The organism is Variovorax sp. LARHSF232, assembly GCF_052871435.1.
Map to the genome: position 1 here is coordinate 181,267 of NZ_JBIXJS010000005.1, position 16,581 is coordinate 197,847.

7 protein-coding genes are annotated in these 16,581 nt (G+C 68.2%); all 7 read right to left on the reverse strand.

Annotated features, from left to right (window positions below):
- Nucleotides 1–15: 15 nt before the first annotated feature.
- The 7 genes from ACIPRI_RS15125 to ACIPRI_RS15155 all read right to left on the reverse strand — a co-directional run bounded on the left by ACIPRI_RS15125 (nt 16) and on the right by ACIPRI_RS15155 (nt 16,558).
- Nucleotides 16–4,812 carry a YadA-like family protein gene (locus ACIPRI_RS15125; protein ID WP_446622275.1) on the reverse strand — a complete coding sequence of 1,599 codons (4,797 nt, stop codon included), beginning with the start codon at nt 4,810–4,812 and terminating at the stop codon, nt 16–18.
- Nucleotides 4,813–5,413: 601 nt separating this feature from the next.
- A complete protein-coding gene (locus ACIPRI_RS15130; RefSeq protein ID WP_446622276.1) occupies nt 5,414–5,839 on the reverse strand; it encodes a cyclophilin-like fold protein in 426 nt (141 codons plus the stop codon).
- A 15-nt stretch (nt 5,840–5,854) separates the two neighbouring features.
- Complete coding sequence (locus ACIPRI_RS15135) at nt 5,855–6,826, reverse strand: AraC family transcriptional regulator (protein WP_446622277.1); 972 nt, start codon at nt 6,824–6,826, stop codon at nt 5,855–5,857.
- A gap of 82 nt (nt 6,827–6,908) precedes the next feature.
- Nucleotides 6,909–11,723, reverse strand: coding sequence for a malto-oligosyltrehalose synthase (treY, locus tag ACIPRI_RS15140; RefSeq protein ID WP_446622278.1), 4,815 nt, complete (start codon nt 11,721–11,723; stop codon nt 6,909–6,911).
- A complete protein-coding gene (gene treZ, locus ACIPRI_RS15145; RefSeq protein ID WP_446622279.1) occupies nt 11,713–13,581 on the reverse strand; it encodes a malto-oligosyltrehalose trehalohydrolase in 1,869 nt (622 codons plus the stop codon). The genes treY and treZ overlap by 11 nt, the downstream gene beginning before the upstream one ends.
- The gene (gene glgX / locus ACIPRI_RS15150) at nt 13,578–15,731 is read right to left on the reverse strand and encodes a glycogen debranching protein GlgX (RefSeq protein WP_446622280.1); all 2,154 of its coding nucleotides are present in this window, start codon (nt 15,729–15,731) and stop codon (nt 13,578–13,580) included. Before glgX ends, treZ begins: the two co-directional genes overlap by 4 nt.
- Complete coding sequence (locus tag ACIPRI_RS15155) at nt 15,728–16,558, reverse strand: mechanosensitive ion channel family protein (RefSeq protein ID WP_446622281.1); 831 nt, start codon at nt 16,556–16,558, stop codon at nt 15,728–15,730. Before ACIPRI_RS15155 ends, glgX begins: the two co-directional genes overlap by 4 nt.
- Nucleotides 16,559–16,581 lie beyond the last annotated feature (23 nt).

Consider the following 16,581-nt stretch of genomic DNA (forward strand, 5'->3'; position numbering starts at 1 on the left):
GATCAGGGGCGTGGCTTACCAGTGGAAGCCCATGCCGGCGGCGGCGCCGACCTTGCCGCGCGAGTTGGCCGTGCCGCTGAACTTGACGATCCATTGGCCGTTGTCCGCCAGCTTCGAAACCCCCAGCGCAATGGCCGCCTGGCCGTCGAAGCCCGCGACACCCGCGGAGGCCATGCTCTTGCCGGGGATGGCCGCCTGCGGCAGGTTGGCCATCGCCATGGCGCCAGCTGCAGCAGCGTTGGCGTCCCTGTTCACCCTGTCGATGTTGGCCTGGACCTGGCCGAGCTTGGCATCCGTGTACTGATTGGCTGCCGCGAGACCCGCATTCAGCTGATTCACGTTGACCGCATCGTTGCCTGCCACGCCGTCGGCGACGTTCTGCACGGTTACCGGGGCGTTCGAGCTCGTGCCGCCCAGCTTCACGTTGTTGTAGTTGGTGGTGCCGTCCGCATTGGTTTCGTACTTCACTGCGGCTTGCTCGATGCCGGTCACTGTTGTCTGCACGGCCTTCAGCTGCGACACGTTGACTGCGTCGCTGTCCAGCGATCCGGCTGCCACCCCGGTGACCTGGCGAAACTGGCCGTTCGAAGCATCGCCCACCGACACCGCCGACAGCGTGCTGGTGGTCGCGTTGATGGCCGCGGTCTGCGCGGTGGAAGCGCGCGTGGGCACATAGCCGGCCGCACCCGCCGCCGTGGAGGCGACCGAGCCGGCACCCAAAGCCACGCCGCCGGCCTGCGTCACGCTGGTGCCTGCGCCGATCGCAACGCCCTGTACTGCCGCCGCGGAAGACTGCGTGCCGAGCGCGATGGAGTCCGCGCGATGCGATGTCGCACCCTGGCCGATGGCCACGCCGCCCGGCGCAGTCTGCTGCACCACCGCGCCGTTGCCGATGCCCACGCCGCTGTCGCCATTGACCACCGTTCGAGGGCCGACCGCCACCGATTCGCTGCCGATGGCCAGCGAGTCCGTCGCAGTCGAATTGGCGTGGAAGTACAGGGTGGGCGTGACGGCAAAGGCTTGCAGCGCGCCGCTGAGCTGGCGCACCGTGACGGCGTCCTGCGCCTGGGTGCCGTCGGCCACGTTGGTGATCTGGCGGTAGGTGGTCGCGCTGCCGACCGAGATGGCGCCCAGCAGCGTACGGTCGCTCGTGTTGTAGGGGATCAGCGAGCTGCCCGCGGGAATGTCGCCGGTGCTGCCCGCGACGGCGCGGTCCGACACGGCGCCCGATCCCAGCGCGATCGAGCCGGCGACCGTCGCGGAGGCGTCCTTGCCCAGGGCCAGGGCGTCGGCGCCGGTGGCGCCGAGGTTGTCCTCGTTGCCGCCGCCGGTCGAATTGACGCTGTAGTACGAGATCCGGGTGGCGTTGACGGTGCTGCTCAGGTTGTCGATCGACTGGTTGGTCTGGAACAGCTGCGAGCCGTTGATGGCATCGGTGCTGCCCGCATTGATTCGGCCCGCGGCCACGTTGGTGATCGTGCGTTCGGCGCCGATCGAACCCACGCTGACGGTGCCGGCCGGCGCGGTTCCGGCGAAGTTGTAGACCGTGCCGTTGATCGTCGTGCTGGGCGTTCCCACGGCCGCGGCGGTCAGCGAACCCGCTCCCAGCGCGACGCTGTTGGCGTCGGCGGCCGTGGCCCCCAGGCCAATGGCCACGGACGAAGCTCCGGCCGCCGACGCGTTCACGCCGGCCGCCAAGGCATTGATGCCGGTGGCGCCGTTGTTGTTGTAGTTGCCGCCAACCACGCCGTTGTCGTTGACGCTGTAGTAGTGCGTCGCGCCCGCATCGACACTGCTGCTGAGGTCCTCGATCGCTTGGTTGGTCTGGAACAGCTGCGAGCCGTTGATTGCGTCGGTCGAAGTGCCGGCAATTCTGCCGGCCGCCACGTTGGTGATGGTGCGCTCGGCGCCGATCGAACCCACGCTGACCGTGCCGGCCGGCGCGATGCCGGCGAAGTTGTAGACCGTGCCGTTGATCGTGGTGCTGAGGGTCGGCACTGCCGCGGCAGTGACCGAGCCCGATCCCAGCGCGACGCTGTTGGCGTCGGCGGCCGTGGCCCCCAGGCCGATCGCCACGGACGAAGTCCCGGCCGCCGACGCGTTCACGCCCGCCGCCACGGCATTGATGCCGGTCGCGCCGTTGTTGTTGTAGTTGCCGCCGACCACGCCGTTGTCGTTGACGCTGTAGTAGTGCGTCGCGCCTGCATCGACGGTGTTGCTGAGGTCTTCGATCGACTGGTTGGTCTGGTACAGCTGCGAACCGTTGATGGCATCGGTCGATGCGCCGGAAATCCTGCCGGCCGCCACGTTGGTGATCGTGCGCTCGGCGCCGAGCGAGCCCACGCTGACCGTGCTGGTCGGCGCGATGCCGGCGAAGTTGTAGGGCGTGCCGTTGATCGTCGTGCTGAGGGTCGGCACCGCTGCGGCGGTGACCGAGCCCGATCCCAGCGCGACGTCGCCTGCGTTGTTGGCCACCGCCGTGTCGCCGAAGGCAACCGCACCCGCTGCCAGCGCGCGGCTGGTGCTGCCGATCGCCACGCTTCCCTGGCCGACCACGGTGTTCCGGTAGCCGATGCCCACCGCGCCCTGCGCCGGCGAACCGGCGTCGCTCACCGCCTGGCCGCCGCCACCGACCATGTTGGTATTGCCCATCGCCACCGAACCGTCGCCGCCGGCGGTGTTGTCCAGGCCCTGCGCCACTGCGCCGTTGCCGACGGCGGTGTTCGGATCGCCGATCGCCACGGCGCCATTGCCGCTGGCGAAGTTGCCCGAGCCGATGGCGACCGCGCGGCCACCGGTGGCCCTGGAACCCCGGCCGATGGCGACTGCGTCATCGGCATCGGCGACCGATTCACCGCCAATGGCGATGGCATTGGCGCTCGATGCAAGGGCGCCCACGGTTGCATTGCCGCCGATGGCGAGGGAACCGATGCCAGTGGCGCGCACGGCCGTTGCTGCGCTGTTGCCACCTGCGCCGAGTGCTGTCGCGTAGTTGGCAGCCGCAGTGGCCCGGGTACCGACCGCCAGCGCATCCACGCCGGTTGCCTGGCTTACGATGCCCATCGCGATAGCGCGATCCTGCGAAGCCGTCACATCCGTGCCGATGGCGATAGAGCCTGCCGCCAGGGCGCCTGACCCTGCAAGCGTGCGTGCGCCAAGATTGATGGAGTTGATCTCCGATGCGATCGCCTGGAAGCCGATGGCGATGGCGTTCCGGCCGCCTGCGTTGGCGCTGGTGCCTTGCGCGAGGGCATCCAGCGCGGATGCGCTTGCCAGGGTACCGATGGCGACCGCGTTGCCCACGCTCGCATTCGCGTTCAGGCCGATCGACGTCGTTGCGTTGGCCGCGACGCCGATGCCTGCGTTGGTGCCGATGGCGATGTTGTCGCTGCCGCTGACCAGGCTGCCTGCCGAAGCGTCCAAGGTGGCATCGTAGGCGACCGTGCCATCGCCCGAGCCGAAGGCGACGTTGCGCGTTCCCGTGACGCCCGAACCCGCCCCCCGCATCACGCTCGCAATGCCTCCGCCTATGGCCGTGTTCTGCGCGCCGATGACCAGCGTGCCGGCGGCAATGCCCACTGCGACCGAACCCGTATTGGCGATCGTCGAACCCGCGCCGGCACCCTGGCCGACCGCAACCGTGCTGGCACCGGCAGCGATCGCTTGCGCTCCGAGCGCAAGCGAACTGTTCCCTTGCGCCTGAGCGGCGTTCCCGACGGCAGTGGCTGCCTCGTTGCTTGCCGTTGCCAAACGGCCGCCGGCGAACGAGTTGGCACCGCTGGAGTTGGCGCCAGAACCTATCGAAGCGGAGTTCCCTCCACTGGCGTTGGCGAAAGAACCCACGGCGGTGGCGCCGACTCCGGTGACCTCGGCGGCCGCACCAATTGCTGTCGCATTGGTGGCGCCCGCGGTCGTCAGGGACCCCAAGGCAGTGGCATTGATCCCCGTGGCATCGGCCGAGTCGCCCATTGCAGCGCTACCTTGGCCGGTTGCAGTGGACTCAAGGCCGAGTGCGACGCTGAACTGGCCCGTAGCTCTGGTTCGGCTACCAATCGCAATCGCACTGGCCTCACCAGCAGTCACGTCCGTGCCGATGCCGATAGCGCCCTCAACCAGCGCGCCGGTCCCTGCAGCGGTGCGAGCGCCGAGATAAATGGAGTTGACTCCGGCGGCAATGGCTCCGGCGCCAACAGATACACCATTGAATGCCGAACTCGTGGCACCGCTGCCCACTGCGACGACGCCCTCCGCTGTGCCAATGGCTTGCACTCCCAGGGCAATGCCGAATTTTCCAGTTGCTTGCGACTGCACGCCGACAGCGATGGCTCCCGAGCCGCTGGAGTTGACATCCGTACCGATAGCAATCGACGACTCCCCGGACGCTCCGGTTCCACTGGTGCGCACACCCAGGTAAAGGGCATTGGTCGCAGAGGCAAGGGCTTGGTAGCCGAGAGTCGTGGCATTGAGCCCCGTACTTAAGGCGTTAAAACCTATTGCAGTGGCTCCGCCGAGAGTCGCTTGGGACTGAAAACCCGCGCACGTCGCGCTGCCGCTATAGAAGTTGTAAGGCGACGCAGTGCAGTTCACCTGCGCCTGGACCGATGAGGCCCATCCCATCCCGCCCATCGCCACCAGCGCCGTCACGAGCCCTGCGCGCAGGCGGCCTGGCGCTCGTGACGCAAGCGCGCCGGTGGTGCGTGCGCCGGCTGCCACGCGGGTGGCGCCGCGTTTGCCGCGGGCGCGCGTGATTTCCGACGCTGCGATCCAAGCGCCAATGGATTCGTTCCAAACAGTGAAGTAGCTTTGGTTCATGGTCCGGGTTTAATAAAACAGTATTACTAAATGCAACTGCAGCAACAATTTATGAGACGAAATACTAGGGGGAAACTTGGATGCAAAACGACGGTGGGGGCGTTTTTATTCTTTCGATGTGCGGGAATTCACGCGCACCGGGTTTGGCGCCAAGCGAATAAAAACGAACTTTGGTAATCGGCATGGCAATGAATGCCTTAAGGCAATTTAATTACTTGTAATGGAAATGCCTTATGAGCTCCCAACGGCGCGCCCATGAGGGCGTGTGCCTTATTTCCGACGCTGGGATCGATATGGGGAATTTGTCAGCAGCAAGTCATGCGACGCTGCTAGGTCAGCGTGGAATTGCCAGACGCCATAAGGGTTTGCGGCGGATTTCGGCTGAACCCCGGGGCCCTGAGTCATTGGGCTTTTAGGGGGCTACCGGCAATAGCAGGCACTTTTCGACCCCACCGATTTTTTCGGCGGAAATTTAAAGTTGGCGCAGTCAGTTGGGACTTGATGAGGAATGAATGCGCGCAGGACCAGTCAAAGGTCCTGCTGAATCATTCCTTTTGCGGGACTGGTAGCGGGCTACCAGTCAAGTGACGCTGCAGCCGAATCAGGGCCGCCCGAAAGCGCTGATTTCCGGTTCTTCTGGCATTGCAATTTGCTGCCTGCAGGCAGCCATTGCGCCCGGCGCCAGATCGATGATCACTTCCAGCGGGCCGGGCGCCTCGAACGCCTCTACGCCGAAATCGAGCCTGCCAAGATGGTGGTGCGCGCCACGGATCGGCTGGGCGGCGCTGCGGTAGAAGATCGCCACGTCGGGCCCTGGCGACCAGCAGATGATGTCGCCGGCCTCGCAATATTGCGTGCGCGTGCCCTTGCCGGAGATGGCGGCGGGAAGCGCGCCGAATTTCTCTCGCTCGAACAGGTCGTGCATCGTGATCGACAGCGGCAGCATGGCCGCGAACTCCCGCGCCGTCCTGTTGTTGGCCAAGGTGGCCGAAGTCACCTGGCCATTGAGTTTCAGTTGAATTTTCATGGCGGTCGGCCCCTCTCAGGAGCCCGTCGGCCGGCCCAACTGCAGTTCTCGCAGGCGCTTGATGTCGCGCGCCGGCGGCAGGCCGAAGAACCGGCTGTACTCGCGGTTGAACTGCGACTGGCTTTCGTAGCCGACCCGGTGCCCCGCCGAGGCCGCGTCCACGTGCTCGCTGAGCATGATGCGGCGCGATTCCTGCAGGCGCAGCTGCTTCTGAAACTGCAAGGGGCTCATCGCGGTGACGGCCTTGAAATGCAGGTGCAGCGAAGACACGCTCATGTGCACCTCGTCCGCCAGTTCCTCGACGCGCAGCGGCGCCTGGAAGCGCTGTGACAGCAGGCTGATGGCCTGGGCGATGCGCTGGCTGTGGCTGTCGACCATGGCCATCTGGGCCAGCCGCCAGCCGTCGGGCGACTTCAGCAGTCGATACAAGATCTCGCGGGTGATCAACGGCGCCAGTGCCGGGATGTCCTCGGGCGCGTTCAGCAGCCGGACAAGGCGAAGCACCGGATCCAGCAGCGTGGTCGAAAGCTCGCCGGTGAAGATGCCGCGTTCCGACACGCGCTTCGCAGGAGCCTTTGAAAGTTGCAGTTCCAGCGCCAGCTGCGCGATCTCCTTGACGTCGAAGCTCAGACGCAGGCCCAGGTACGGCGCCTCCGGCGACGCGTCGACCACCTGGCCCGACACGGGCAGGTTCTGCGCCACCACCAGGTACTGGCTGCCGTCGTAGATGTAGACCTCGTCGCCCAGCAGGACCCGCTTGCTGCCTTGCGCCAGCACGCAGAAGGCCGGTTCATGCATCGCGTGAACCGGATGCTGCATCTGGGTCGCACGGCCCAGGGCGAGATGGGGCACTGCCGTCTGGTGCGCGCCATCGGTGACGGTGAGGCGGTCGATGGCCGCAGCCAGTTCGGCCCGCATCACGGTGGACTGCAGTTGGGCGGTGACGGGGTGGTCGACGAGCCGTGTGTTGGGGTCGGAAGTCAGCATGGGCGCGAGATTAAGCACCCGGCAGCGCCTTGTCTCCACCCGCAGGCTTCAATGGGAGGATCGGGCAAACATTGCCAACAATTCAGCAAGCGCGCGGGTCTTGTGTGGCGCGCGTCAGCACTGCGCCAGGGAAACTGGTGAGCAGCCTGCCCAGTGCCAACTCGGGCGTCAGGGCGTGGCGCGTGCCCGTCAGCACGTCCTGCAGCACCCCATCTCCATCCAGATCCGAAGGCAGGCGAACGCGCGTGTCGCCCCATACGTCGCTGCCGGCCCAGGCGGGCTGCATCGCATCCGCGCCGCCGCCCCCTACCTCGCGCGCCAGCACCGCAAAGAGCCGCACCACGATCACGACCACCACCTCTCGCCGATAGCGCCGCAGGTAGGCAACAACATGCGGCGCGCGCTCGCCTTGCACCTGCAGCGGCTCGTAGCTGCCATGCAGGAAAAGCTGCGGCAGTTGCTGGCGCAGGCCGAGCAGGCGCCAGCTGGCCCAGAGCTTGGCGCGGCCATCCGTTGCGGCGTCGGCCAGTTCGGTCACGGCGCGCGGCAGATGATCTTGACGGCCATCCGCCGGCAGCGACTGCAGCGACTGCAGCATCGACGCCCGCAAGGCATAGTCCACCGGCCGCCGGTTGTCCGGATCGACCAGGCTGCGTTCGATCAGTTCACAGCCCTGGTACACGTCCGGCACGCCGGGCGAGGTGAACTTGAGCAGGGCCAGGCTGAGCGCGCCCAGGGCGCTGAAGGGATCGAGCCCGCGCACGAAGCGGGTGAGCTCGGGCAGGAAGGCGTTGCCGCCTTCGGACGCCAGCGCGCCACGCACGAAGGCTTCGAGCGCAGCCTCGTAGGCGGCGTCGGGGCGCGTCCAGCTGGTGCCCGTCTTGCCTTCGCGCGCGGCCTTGTGCATGTATTGCACCATGCGGTCCACGAAGTCCGGTCCGCCCGAAGGCTGCGCAGGCAGGGCGCCGATCACGGTCTGATAGAAAAGGTATTGATGCGCGGGCGCGACCTCGCCGGCCAGGGGCGCATTCATTTCCTTCCAGCGCTGCAGCGCGTCGCGCCAGGCATCCACGCGCTCGGACAGCAGGTTGATGCGCAGCCGCACATCCTCCGAGCGCTTGTTGTCATGGGTCGAGGTGGCCAGCATGGTGTGCGGCCAGCGGCGCTGGCGGTCCAGGCTGGCGGCATGAAAGTCTTGCACCGTCATGCCGATGCGATCGGGTTCGCCGCCCACTTCGTTTTGCGAGCTCAGCGGAAAATAGCGGTAGAAGGCGGTGTCTTCCACTCCCTTGGCCGCCACCGGCGCGCTGTACTGCTGGAAGCGCCGCGCGAAATGGCGCACCAGCGGCAGCAGTTCCGGCGCGGCGCCTTCGTTCGGGCGCCCGAGCAGCGACTCTTGGACGAAGGGCCAGATGCTCGCATCGGGCAGTTGGCGAAGCCGCTCGCGCGCCACGTCGACGGCGTGCCGGATGAAGCGGATGTCCTGCTCGCTGGCCTCTTCGCCGTTGTAGCTGCGGTAGACCGGCATGGCGGCAGCCACGGCGGCAAGCGCCTCGCGCAGGCTGTTGAGCGTGTGGTCGCGCGTGCGGCGATCCGCCTTGGCGATGCGGTGCAGTGCGTTGGCCAGCACCTCCAGGTCCGAGGCCAGGGTGGTGGTGGCCACCAGGTGCCGCGCCCGGTAGGCGACCTCGCCGAAGTCCTGCGTGAGGCCGGTGAAGTCGCGCCAGATGGCGACGAGTTGCTCGCCCGCCCGGTGGTCCACCAGCACACCGTTCGCCACGTTGGCAAAGCGATAGCCGGTGGTGCCATGGATGCCCCATGAAAGCGGCACATCCTCGCCTGGCGCGGCGATCTTTTCCGCCACCACGTAAAGCGGCGCTGCGGCGTCGCGGCCGGCTGCTTCCACCCGTGCGGCATAGCCTGCCTGCAGGCGATCGAAGTAGGCGGCCGGGTCCGCGAGGCCATCCGGATGGTCGATGCGCAGGCCGTCGATCCAGCCCTTGGCCGCCAGCTCCAGCGCCTGGCCGTGCGTGGCCTCGAACACGTCCTCGCGCTCGGTGCGCAGTGCCGCAAGCTCGTTGACGTCGAAGAAGCGCCGGTAGTTGATCTCGTCGGCGGCGCAGCGCCAGTACGCCAGGCGCCACGCCTGCGCCTCCAACAGCGCATGCAGGGCGTCGTGGCCCTCGGGACCGTTCAGCGCCGCCAGTTCCCGGGCCAGCGCGGCCTGGTCGTGCGCCGCGGCCGCTGCCTGGATATGCACGAACAGGCTGTCCGGCGCAAGCGGAAAGCGATGCGCGAAGTAGCGTACGAACCAGCGGCTGGCGTGCGCGTCGTGCTCGACGGTCAGCTCGCCGCGCGCCAGTACCTGGCCGTAGTGGTCGTCCAGCACCGGCAGCAGCACCTTGCCCGCCAGGCCCGGCGTGGCCGAATGCCAGTCGATGTCGAAGTACTCGGCGTAGGGCGAGGCCATGCCTTTTTCCAGCACGTCGTTCCACCACGCGTTGCCGTCTGTGCCCAGCACGCCCATGTGGTTGGGCACCAGGTCGATGAGCTGGCCCATGCCGTGCGCCTGCAAGGTCTCGGTGAAGCGGCGATAGGCCGGCATGCCGCCCAGCTCCGGATTGATCTCGTCGTGCGCCACCACGTCGTAGCCATGCAGGCTGCCGGGGCGTGCGCGGTGGATCGGCGAGCAATACACGTGGCTGATGCCCAGGCGCGCCAGATAGGGAACGATGGCGGCGGCGTCGTCGAAGTTGAAACCCTTGTGCAGCTGCAGCCGGTAGGTGGCGCGCGGGATGCGTGCCAGCGCGCGCGGCGGCCGTGCTGCGGCGACCGTGGCGACCCGTCCGCGCACGGCCGGCACCTGCCACAGGCCCGCCACGTCCAGCCTGTACTTGCGCTGCCAGTTGGGATGCTCGGCGATGGTGCCCGGCAGGTTGGCCTGCTCGGCCTGGCCCAGCAGGTCTTCGAGCTGCACCATCATCAGGCCCGAGGGCGCCCGGGCCAGGAAGGCATGCACATCACCGACCAGGTCGGCCGGTGGCGGCTCGCCGATCGGCGCCGGCGCCTTGACGGGTTCGCCCAGGGCCTCGGCCAGGCGCTCGCGCTCCCGTGCCCGTTGCGCGATCTGTTCCTCGAATGCCGGCTGGTTCGCCAGCAGGCCCAGCGCGGCGCGCAGGTGCACGTCGGCCGCGCTCCACCAGCCGGCAAAGGTCGGCAGGTCGTGCGTGCTGACGGCCACCACCGCCTCGCGCGGATAAGCCTCGGGCGGCAAGAAGGCGCCCGCCTCGTCGCGCTGGAAATACAGCAGGCGATAGGACAGCACGCCATGGCGCCGCATGGCCGCGCGCATCTCCTCGGGCACCGTGCCCAGGTCCTCGCCAACCACCAGGCAGCGGTGGCGCCGGCTTTCCAGCGCGAGGATGGCAAAGAGCTCCGGCCAGGCGTAGCGCACATAGGCGCCGTCCTGCGCCGTGCCGCCGGCCGGAATCCAGAAGAGGCGCATCAGCATCATCACGTGGTCGATGCGCAGCGCCCCGGCCGCCCGCATGTTGGCGCGCAAGGCCTCGATGAAGACGGCGAAGCCATTGGCGCGCAGCCGGTCGGGCCGCAGCGGCGGCAGGCCCCAATCCTGCCCCTGCAGGTTCAAGAGGTCGGGCGGCGCGCCGACGCTGGCCGCCAAGGCAAAGCTGGAGCGGTGCCGCCAGGTGTCCGAGCCGCCGCGGTCGACCGAGACGGCCAGGTCCAGGTACAGCCCGATCGGCATCCCCAGCGCCCGGCAGTGGCGGCACGCGTCTTCCAGTTGGCGCATGGTCTGCCATTGCAGGTATTCGAAGTACTGGATGCGCGCCTCGTGGGCCCGTGCAAAGCGTGCGACTTCCGGGCCGCCCGCATCGTGCCAGGCCTCCGGCCAGGCCGGCCAGCCCCAGATCGCCGCGTCCTGCTGGTGCAGCTGGGCCTGCAGCGCGTCGAACAGGGCGTGCTGGCGCAGCGCCTCGCCGCCCTGGGCGCGAAAGCGGCGGAAGTCCTGCACCTCGCCGTCCTCTTCAGCGCGTTCGCGAAAGCGCGCATGCAGCAGTGCCAGCACCTCGTGCTTGGCGGCCGAGACGGCGGGGTAGTCCACCAGTGGCGCTTCGCGCAGGGCGGCCAGCCGCGCCTGGAAGGCGGGCGAGCGCACCAGCGCTTGCGCCGCCTCGCAGGCCGCGAAGTCGGGCACGGCCTCGACGTCGATGTAGAGGATGTTGAGCTGCGCGCGGGACGACGGGCTGTAGGGGCTGGCATGCACCGGGTTGTGCGGGAACAGGGCATGCAGCGGGTTCAGGCCGATCAGCGCGGCGCCCTCGCGCGCCGCCTGGGTGGCAAATTCCTTCAGATCGCCGAAGTCGCCGATGCCCCAGTTGCGTGCCGAGCGCAGGCCATACAGCTGCAGGGCGATGCCCCAGAGCCGCCCGCCCTTCGCGAGTTCGGTGGGCTCGTGGCAGCGGGTGGGCGCGCAGATGAGCAGCGTGGCGCCCGGTACGTCGACCAACTCGAAACGGTGGTAGCCCAGGGGCAGCGTGATGTCCAGCGAAAGAAGCTGCTCGCCGTCGCCCACGTGTGCATGGCCGCGATGGGTGCGGCCGTCTTCCTCGACCAGACGCCACTGCAATTCGCCGCCGCGGCCGGGCGGCAGCCGCAGGGGCAGGCTGAAGGCCGACACCCCTTCTTCCAGCACCAGCACCGGCGGCAAGGCGGGGGGCGGCTGCGCTTCGTCGAAGGCACCGGCATCGAGCAGGAGCGCACGCAGCGATGCGGCCGACACCTGGTGGCGCAGGCCCCAGATGTCGTCGTAGTCCACAGCGATGCCGTGCTGCTCGCACAGGCGCCGCAGATGCGCATCGGGCTTCTCATCCGGCATCGCGCACCTCTTCTTGCAAGCTGGCGTGCACGCCGCCCCGCTCCAGCTGAAGCTGCGGGGCATGCGGGTCATCCAGCCCGGCAAGCCGTGTGTAGAAGGCGAGGCCCGGCGGCCGCGGGATCGATCGTGCAGTCGCCGCGAAATTGGCCACCAGATGCAGCATGGCCGTGCGCCCCAGGCACCAGCTGACGCGCAGCACACTGTCTTCGCAACCGTGCGTCGCCGCCGTGCTGCCTTGCGCCAGGCGCGGCGCGATGTGCTGGCGGCGCGCATCCAGGAGCACGCGTGTCTGTCGCAGCACCTGCGCATGGCGGCCCTGTTCGCGCTCGGCCCAGTGCAGCTTGGAAGCCATGAAGCTTTGCGGCGCATTGGGGTCCGGCATGGCGCGTTTCGCGCCCTTAGCGCCCGTGTCGCCGAAAGCGGTAAAGCGCGAGAACTCCGCGCGCCGGCCGGCCGCGACCGAGGCCGCCAGCTCGGTGCCGTCGCCGAAATCGCAGAAGTAAAGGAAGGGCGACGCGGCCGCAAACTCCTCGCCCATGAAGAGCATGGGCACGTGCGGCGACAGCAGCACGCAGGCACGCGCCGCCTGCACCAGCGGCGGGTCGGCCAGTGCGTCGATGCGCTCGCCCAGCGCGCGGTTGCCGACCTGGTCGTGCGTCTGCAGGTAGGAGACGAAGGCGTCGAGCGGCAGGCCGTCGCAGGCTTCGCCGCGCGCCTGGCCATCGCGAAAGGCCGAGGGTTGGCCGACATAGACGAAGCCGCGGGCCAGCGCCAGGGCGAAATACGCCAGCGGCGCTTGCGCAAAATCCAGGAAGTAGCCGTCGGTCTCGCCGGTCAGCAGCACGTGGGCCGCATGGTGCAGGTCATCGTTCCATTGCGCGCTGGCCGCCAGCGGCCGTGCCTGGCCGTCGCGGGCGAGGCGCCGGGCCTCGTTGCGGTCGTTCTCCAGCACCACGTGCACCTGCCGTTCGCGGCCCGGCCCGGCCTGCAGCGCGCTGCAGATCTCCTGCACGATGTCGGGCGAGGCGTCGTCGCGAATGGCATGCACCGCGTCCATGCGCAGGCCGTCGAAGCGGAATTCCTCGATCCAGTAGAGCGCGTTGTGAATGAAGAAGTCGCGCACCGGGCGCGAGTCCGCGCCGTCGAAGTTGATGGCCGCGCCCCACGGTGTCTGCCGCGCCGGGTTGAAGAACTGAGGGCAATAGGTGTGCAGGTAGTTGCCGTCCGGCCCGAAGTGGTTGTAGACCACGTCGACCAGCACCATCAGCCCCAGGCCATGGGCGGTGTCGACCAGGCGCTTGAGCGCATCGGGCGTGCCGTAGCTGGCATCGGGCGCAAACTGCAGCGTGCCGTCGTAGCCCCAGTTGCGCGTGCCGGGAAAGTCGGCCAGCGGCATCAGCTCGATGGCGGTGATGCCCAGCGCCGCGAGTTCCGGCAGCCGCGCCTGCGCCGCCAAAAACGTGCCTTCGGCCGTGAAGGCGCCGACATGCAGCTCGTAGATCACCGCTTCGTGCCAGGGACGTCCGCGCCAGTGGTGGTCCAGCCAGTCGTAGGCCTGCGGATCGACAACCCGGCTTGGCCCATGCACGTCCTGCGGATTGCCGCGCGAGGCCGGATCCGGCACGGCCAGACCATCGGCCAACCGATAACGGTAGTCATCGCCGGCAGCGGCATCGGCGACCCGGGCCTCGTGCCAGCCGCCGCCCACCGCCTGCATGGCGTCGGCGCGCCAAGTGCGGGCATCGCGCGGCCGGTGCTCCAGCACCAGCATCGATGCCGCCGGTGCCCACAGGCGAAAGCGCACGCCGCCCGCATCGAGCAGTTCGGCGCCGAAGGGCATGTGATGGCGGTGCTTCATGGCATGGCCTGCGGCACGCCGCGACGAAACAGGGCGAGCGAGCGGCCCTGTAGGGGGTAGGGGCCTGGCGGCGCGGGCACTTCGATGCCGTCGTCGTGCGCCGTGTCGACCAGGCGGATCCAGTGGGTGTGCGCGCGCGGCGGCAGGGAAAAGGGCAGGGCCTCGTGGTAGGCGTTGAGCAGCAGCAGGAAGTCGTCGTCGCGCTGCGGCTCGCCGCGCGGCCCGAGGTCGATCAGGCCGGTGCCGGAGAACAGCATGCCCAGGCAGCGCACGTGCTCGCCCTCCCAGTCCGGCGCGGTCATCTCCACGCCGTCGGGGCGCAGCCACTGCACGTCCTTGGCGGCGCTCTCGTGCGCCAGCTGGCCGCGAAAAAAGCTGCGGCGCCGAAAGGAGGGGTGCTGGCGCCGCAGCGCAATGAGCTGCGCCACGAAGTCGTGCAGCGCCTCGGCCTTGGCGTGGGCCTTCGCGTCGGGCGACCAGTCGATCCACGAGATCTCGTTGTCCTGGCAGTAGACGTTGTTGTTGCCGCCCTGCGAATTGCCGCGCTCGTCGCCGGCCAGCAGCATCGGCACACCCTGCGACAGCAGCAGGGTGGCCAGGAAGTTGCGCTTCTGCCGCTCGCGCAGCGCGTTGACCTTCGGATCGTCGGTCGGCCCTTCCACGCCGCAGTTCCATGACAGGTTGTTGCTGCTGCCGTCGCGGTTGTCCTCGCCGTTGGCTTCGTTGTGCTTGTCGCTGTAGGCCACCAGGTCGGCCAGGGTGAAGCCGTCGTGCGCGGTCACGAAGTTGATGCTGGCATGTGGCCGCTTGCCCGACCAGCCGTAGATGTCCTGCGAGCCGGCGAGGCGGTTGGCCAGCTCGCCGACGATGCCGGCGTCGCCTTTCCACCAGCCGCGCGCGCCGTCGCGGTAGCGGTCGTTCCATTCGGCCCAGCCGGCCGGGAAGTTGCCGACCTGGTAGCCGCCGTGGCCCAGGTCCCAGGGCTCGGCGATCAGCTTCACGCCGCCGAGCACCGGGTCTTGCCCGATGGCGGCGAAGAAGGTGCCCAGGTTCTCCACCTTGCCGGCCTCGCGCGCCAGCGCCGAGGCGAGGTCGAAGCGAAAGCCGTCCACGTGCATCTCGTCGACCCAGTAGCGCAGCGAATCCATCACCAGCTGCAGCGCGCGCGGGTCTTCCAGGTTGACCGTGTTGCCGCAGCCGGTGAAGTCGTCGTAGTAGCGGCGCTGTCCGCTGTTGAGGATGTAGTAGGAGGCGTTGTCCACCCCGCGCATCGACAGCGTGGGCCCCAGGTGGTTGCCCTCGCAGGTGTGGTTGTAGACCACGTCCAGGATCACCTCGATGCCCGCCGAATGCAGGCTCTTCACCATGGTCTTGAATTCCTTGACTTTGCCGGAGGCGCTGTAGCGCGGCTCCGGCGCGAAGTAGCCCAGGGTGTTGTAGCCCCAGTAGTTCTGCAGGCCCTGATCGGCCAGATGGCGGTCGTTGAGAAAGGCATGCACCGGCAGCAGTTCCAGCGTGGTGACGCCCAGGCGCTGCAGGTAGTCGATCACCGCCTGGGTACCCAGGGCGGCATAGGTGCCGCGCAGGTGTTCTGGCACCTGCGGGTGCTGCATGGTGAAGCCGCGCACATGCAGCTCGTAGATCACCATGTCCTGCCAGGGCACGTCGGGCCGATGGTCGTCGCCCCAGGTGAAGGCGGGCTCGAGCACGCGGCTCTTGGGCATGAAGGCGGCGCTGTCGCGCCGGTCGAAGGACAGGTCCTGCCGCTTGCTGCCAACCGCGTAGCTGTACAGCGCATCGCTCCAGCGCAGCTCGCCGACGATGTCATTGGTGTAGGGGTCGAGCAGCAGCTTGTGCGGGTTGAAGCGGTGCCCTTCTTCGGGCTTGTAGCGCCCGTGCACGCGGTAGCCGTAAGCCATGCCGGGGCGCGCTTGCGGCAGGTAGCAGTGCCACACGTCGTTGGTGCGCTCGCGCAGCACGATGCGCTGGCGTTCGTGGCGGCCCTTGTCGTCGAACACGCACAGCTCCACTTTTTCCGCATGCTTGGAGAAGAGGGCGAAGTTGACGCCCTGGCCGTCCCAGGTCGCGCCCAGCGGAACGGCTCGGCCCGGCCAGACGGTGTCGAGCGGGACGTACGCGTGCCGCGTCACGGATGCGCCCGGTCTTGCGGATCGGTGGAGCGGTTCGGCCAGGCATTGGCCGGCGGCGGCGGCCGCCGCACCACCGGCGGCGGCTCGCGCCGCGGGCCTTGATCTTCGTCGTCGGGCACGACATCGGGCGGGCGCGCCGTGCGGCTGGTGGTGGCGCTGCGTTCGCCCCGAGGCCACCATTCCTCGATGCGCTCGGCCGCCCAGTCCTTGCCGGCCAGGCCGAAGGCCAGCGCCAGCGCGAACACCACCCCGCCCAGGATGATGAGGAAGCTCTGGCGCACGATGTCGCCGCCCACCTTGATCTGGTCCAGCGCGATCAGCACCACGAACAGCACGATGGCGCCCTGCGCCAGCTTGCCGAGCAGCAGCGCGTCTTCAATGCCGGCATTGCGCCCATAGGTGGTGACGGCATCGCCGACGAACTTGGCGAAGTAGGTGCCGAAAGCCAGGATCAGCAGCGCGACGAAGACATTGGGCACGAACCACAGCACGCGGCTCAGCAGGTCGGTGACGTAGGCGAGGTCCAGCGTGTTGAAGGCCACGATCAACGAGGCCAGGATGATGAGCCAGTACGCCAGCAAGCCGAACACCGCGCTGGTGTCCGCCGCCATGCCCCCCTGGCGCAGGAAGTTGTCGATGCCGGCGCGCTCGGTCAGCACATGGAAGTTGATGGCGCGTAAGCCCCGGATGACGGCAAAGCGCGCCACCTTGGCGATCAGCCAGCCGGCGACGACCACCAGCGTCGCCAGCAGCAGACGCGGAATGAAGGCGCCGATCTGAAAGAGGAAGGCGCGCAGCGGCTCCAGGTGCATCGAAAGGTTGTCCATGTCGGCCTCTTCGTCTTCTTTTT

Bases quoted from the DNA above. Each gene is read 5' to 3' on its own strand.
- ACIPRI_RS15125 (WP_446622275.1), bottom strand. From the start codon at position 4,812: ATGAACCAAAGCTACTTCACTGTTTGGAACGAATCCATTGGCGCTTGG.
- ACIPRI_RS15130 (WP_446622276.1), bottom strand. From the start codon at position 5,839: ATGAAAATTCAACTGAAACTCAATGGCCAGGTGACTTCGGCCACCTTG.
- ACIPRI_RS15135 (WP_446622277.1), bottom strand. From the start codon at position 6,826: ATGCTGACTTCCGACCCCAACACACGGCTCGTCGACCACCCCGTCACC.
- treY (WP_446622278.1), bottom strand. From the start codon at position 11,723: ATGCCGGATGAGAAGCCCGATGCGCATCTGCGGCGCCTGTGCGAGCAG.
- treZ (WP_446622279.1), bottom strand. From the start codon at position 13,581: ATGAAGCACCGCCATCACATGCCCTTCGGCGCCGAACTGCTCGATGCG.
- ACIPRI_RS15155 (WP_446622281.1), bottom strand. From the start codon at position 16,558: ATGGACAACCTTTCGATGCACCTGGAGCCGCTGCGCGCCTTCCTCTTT.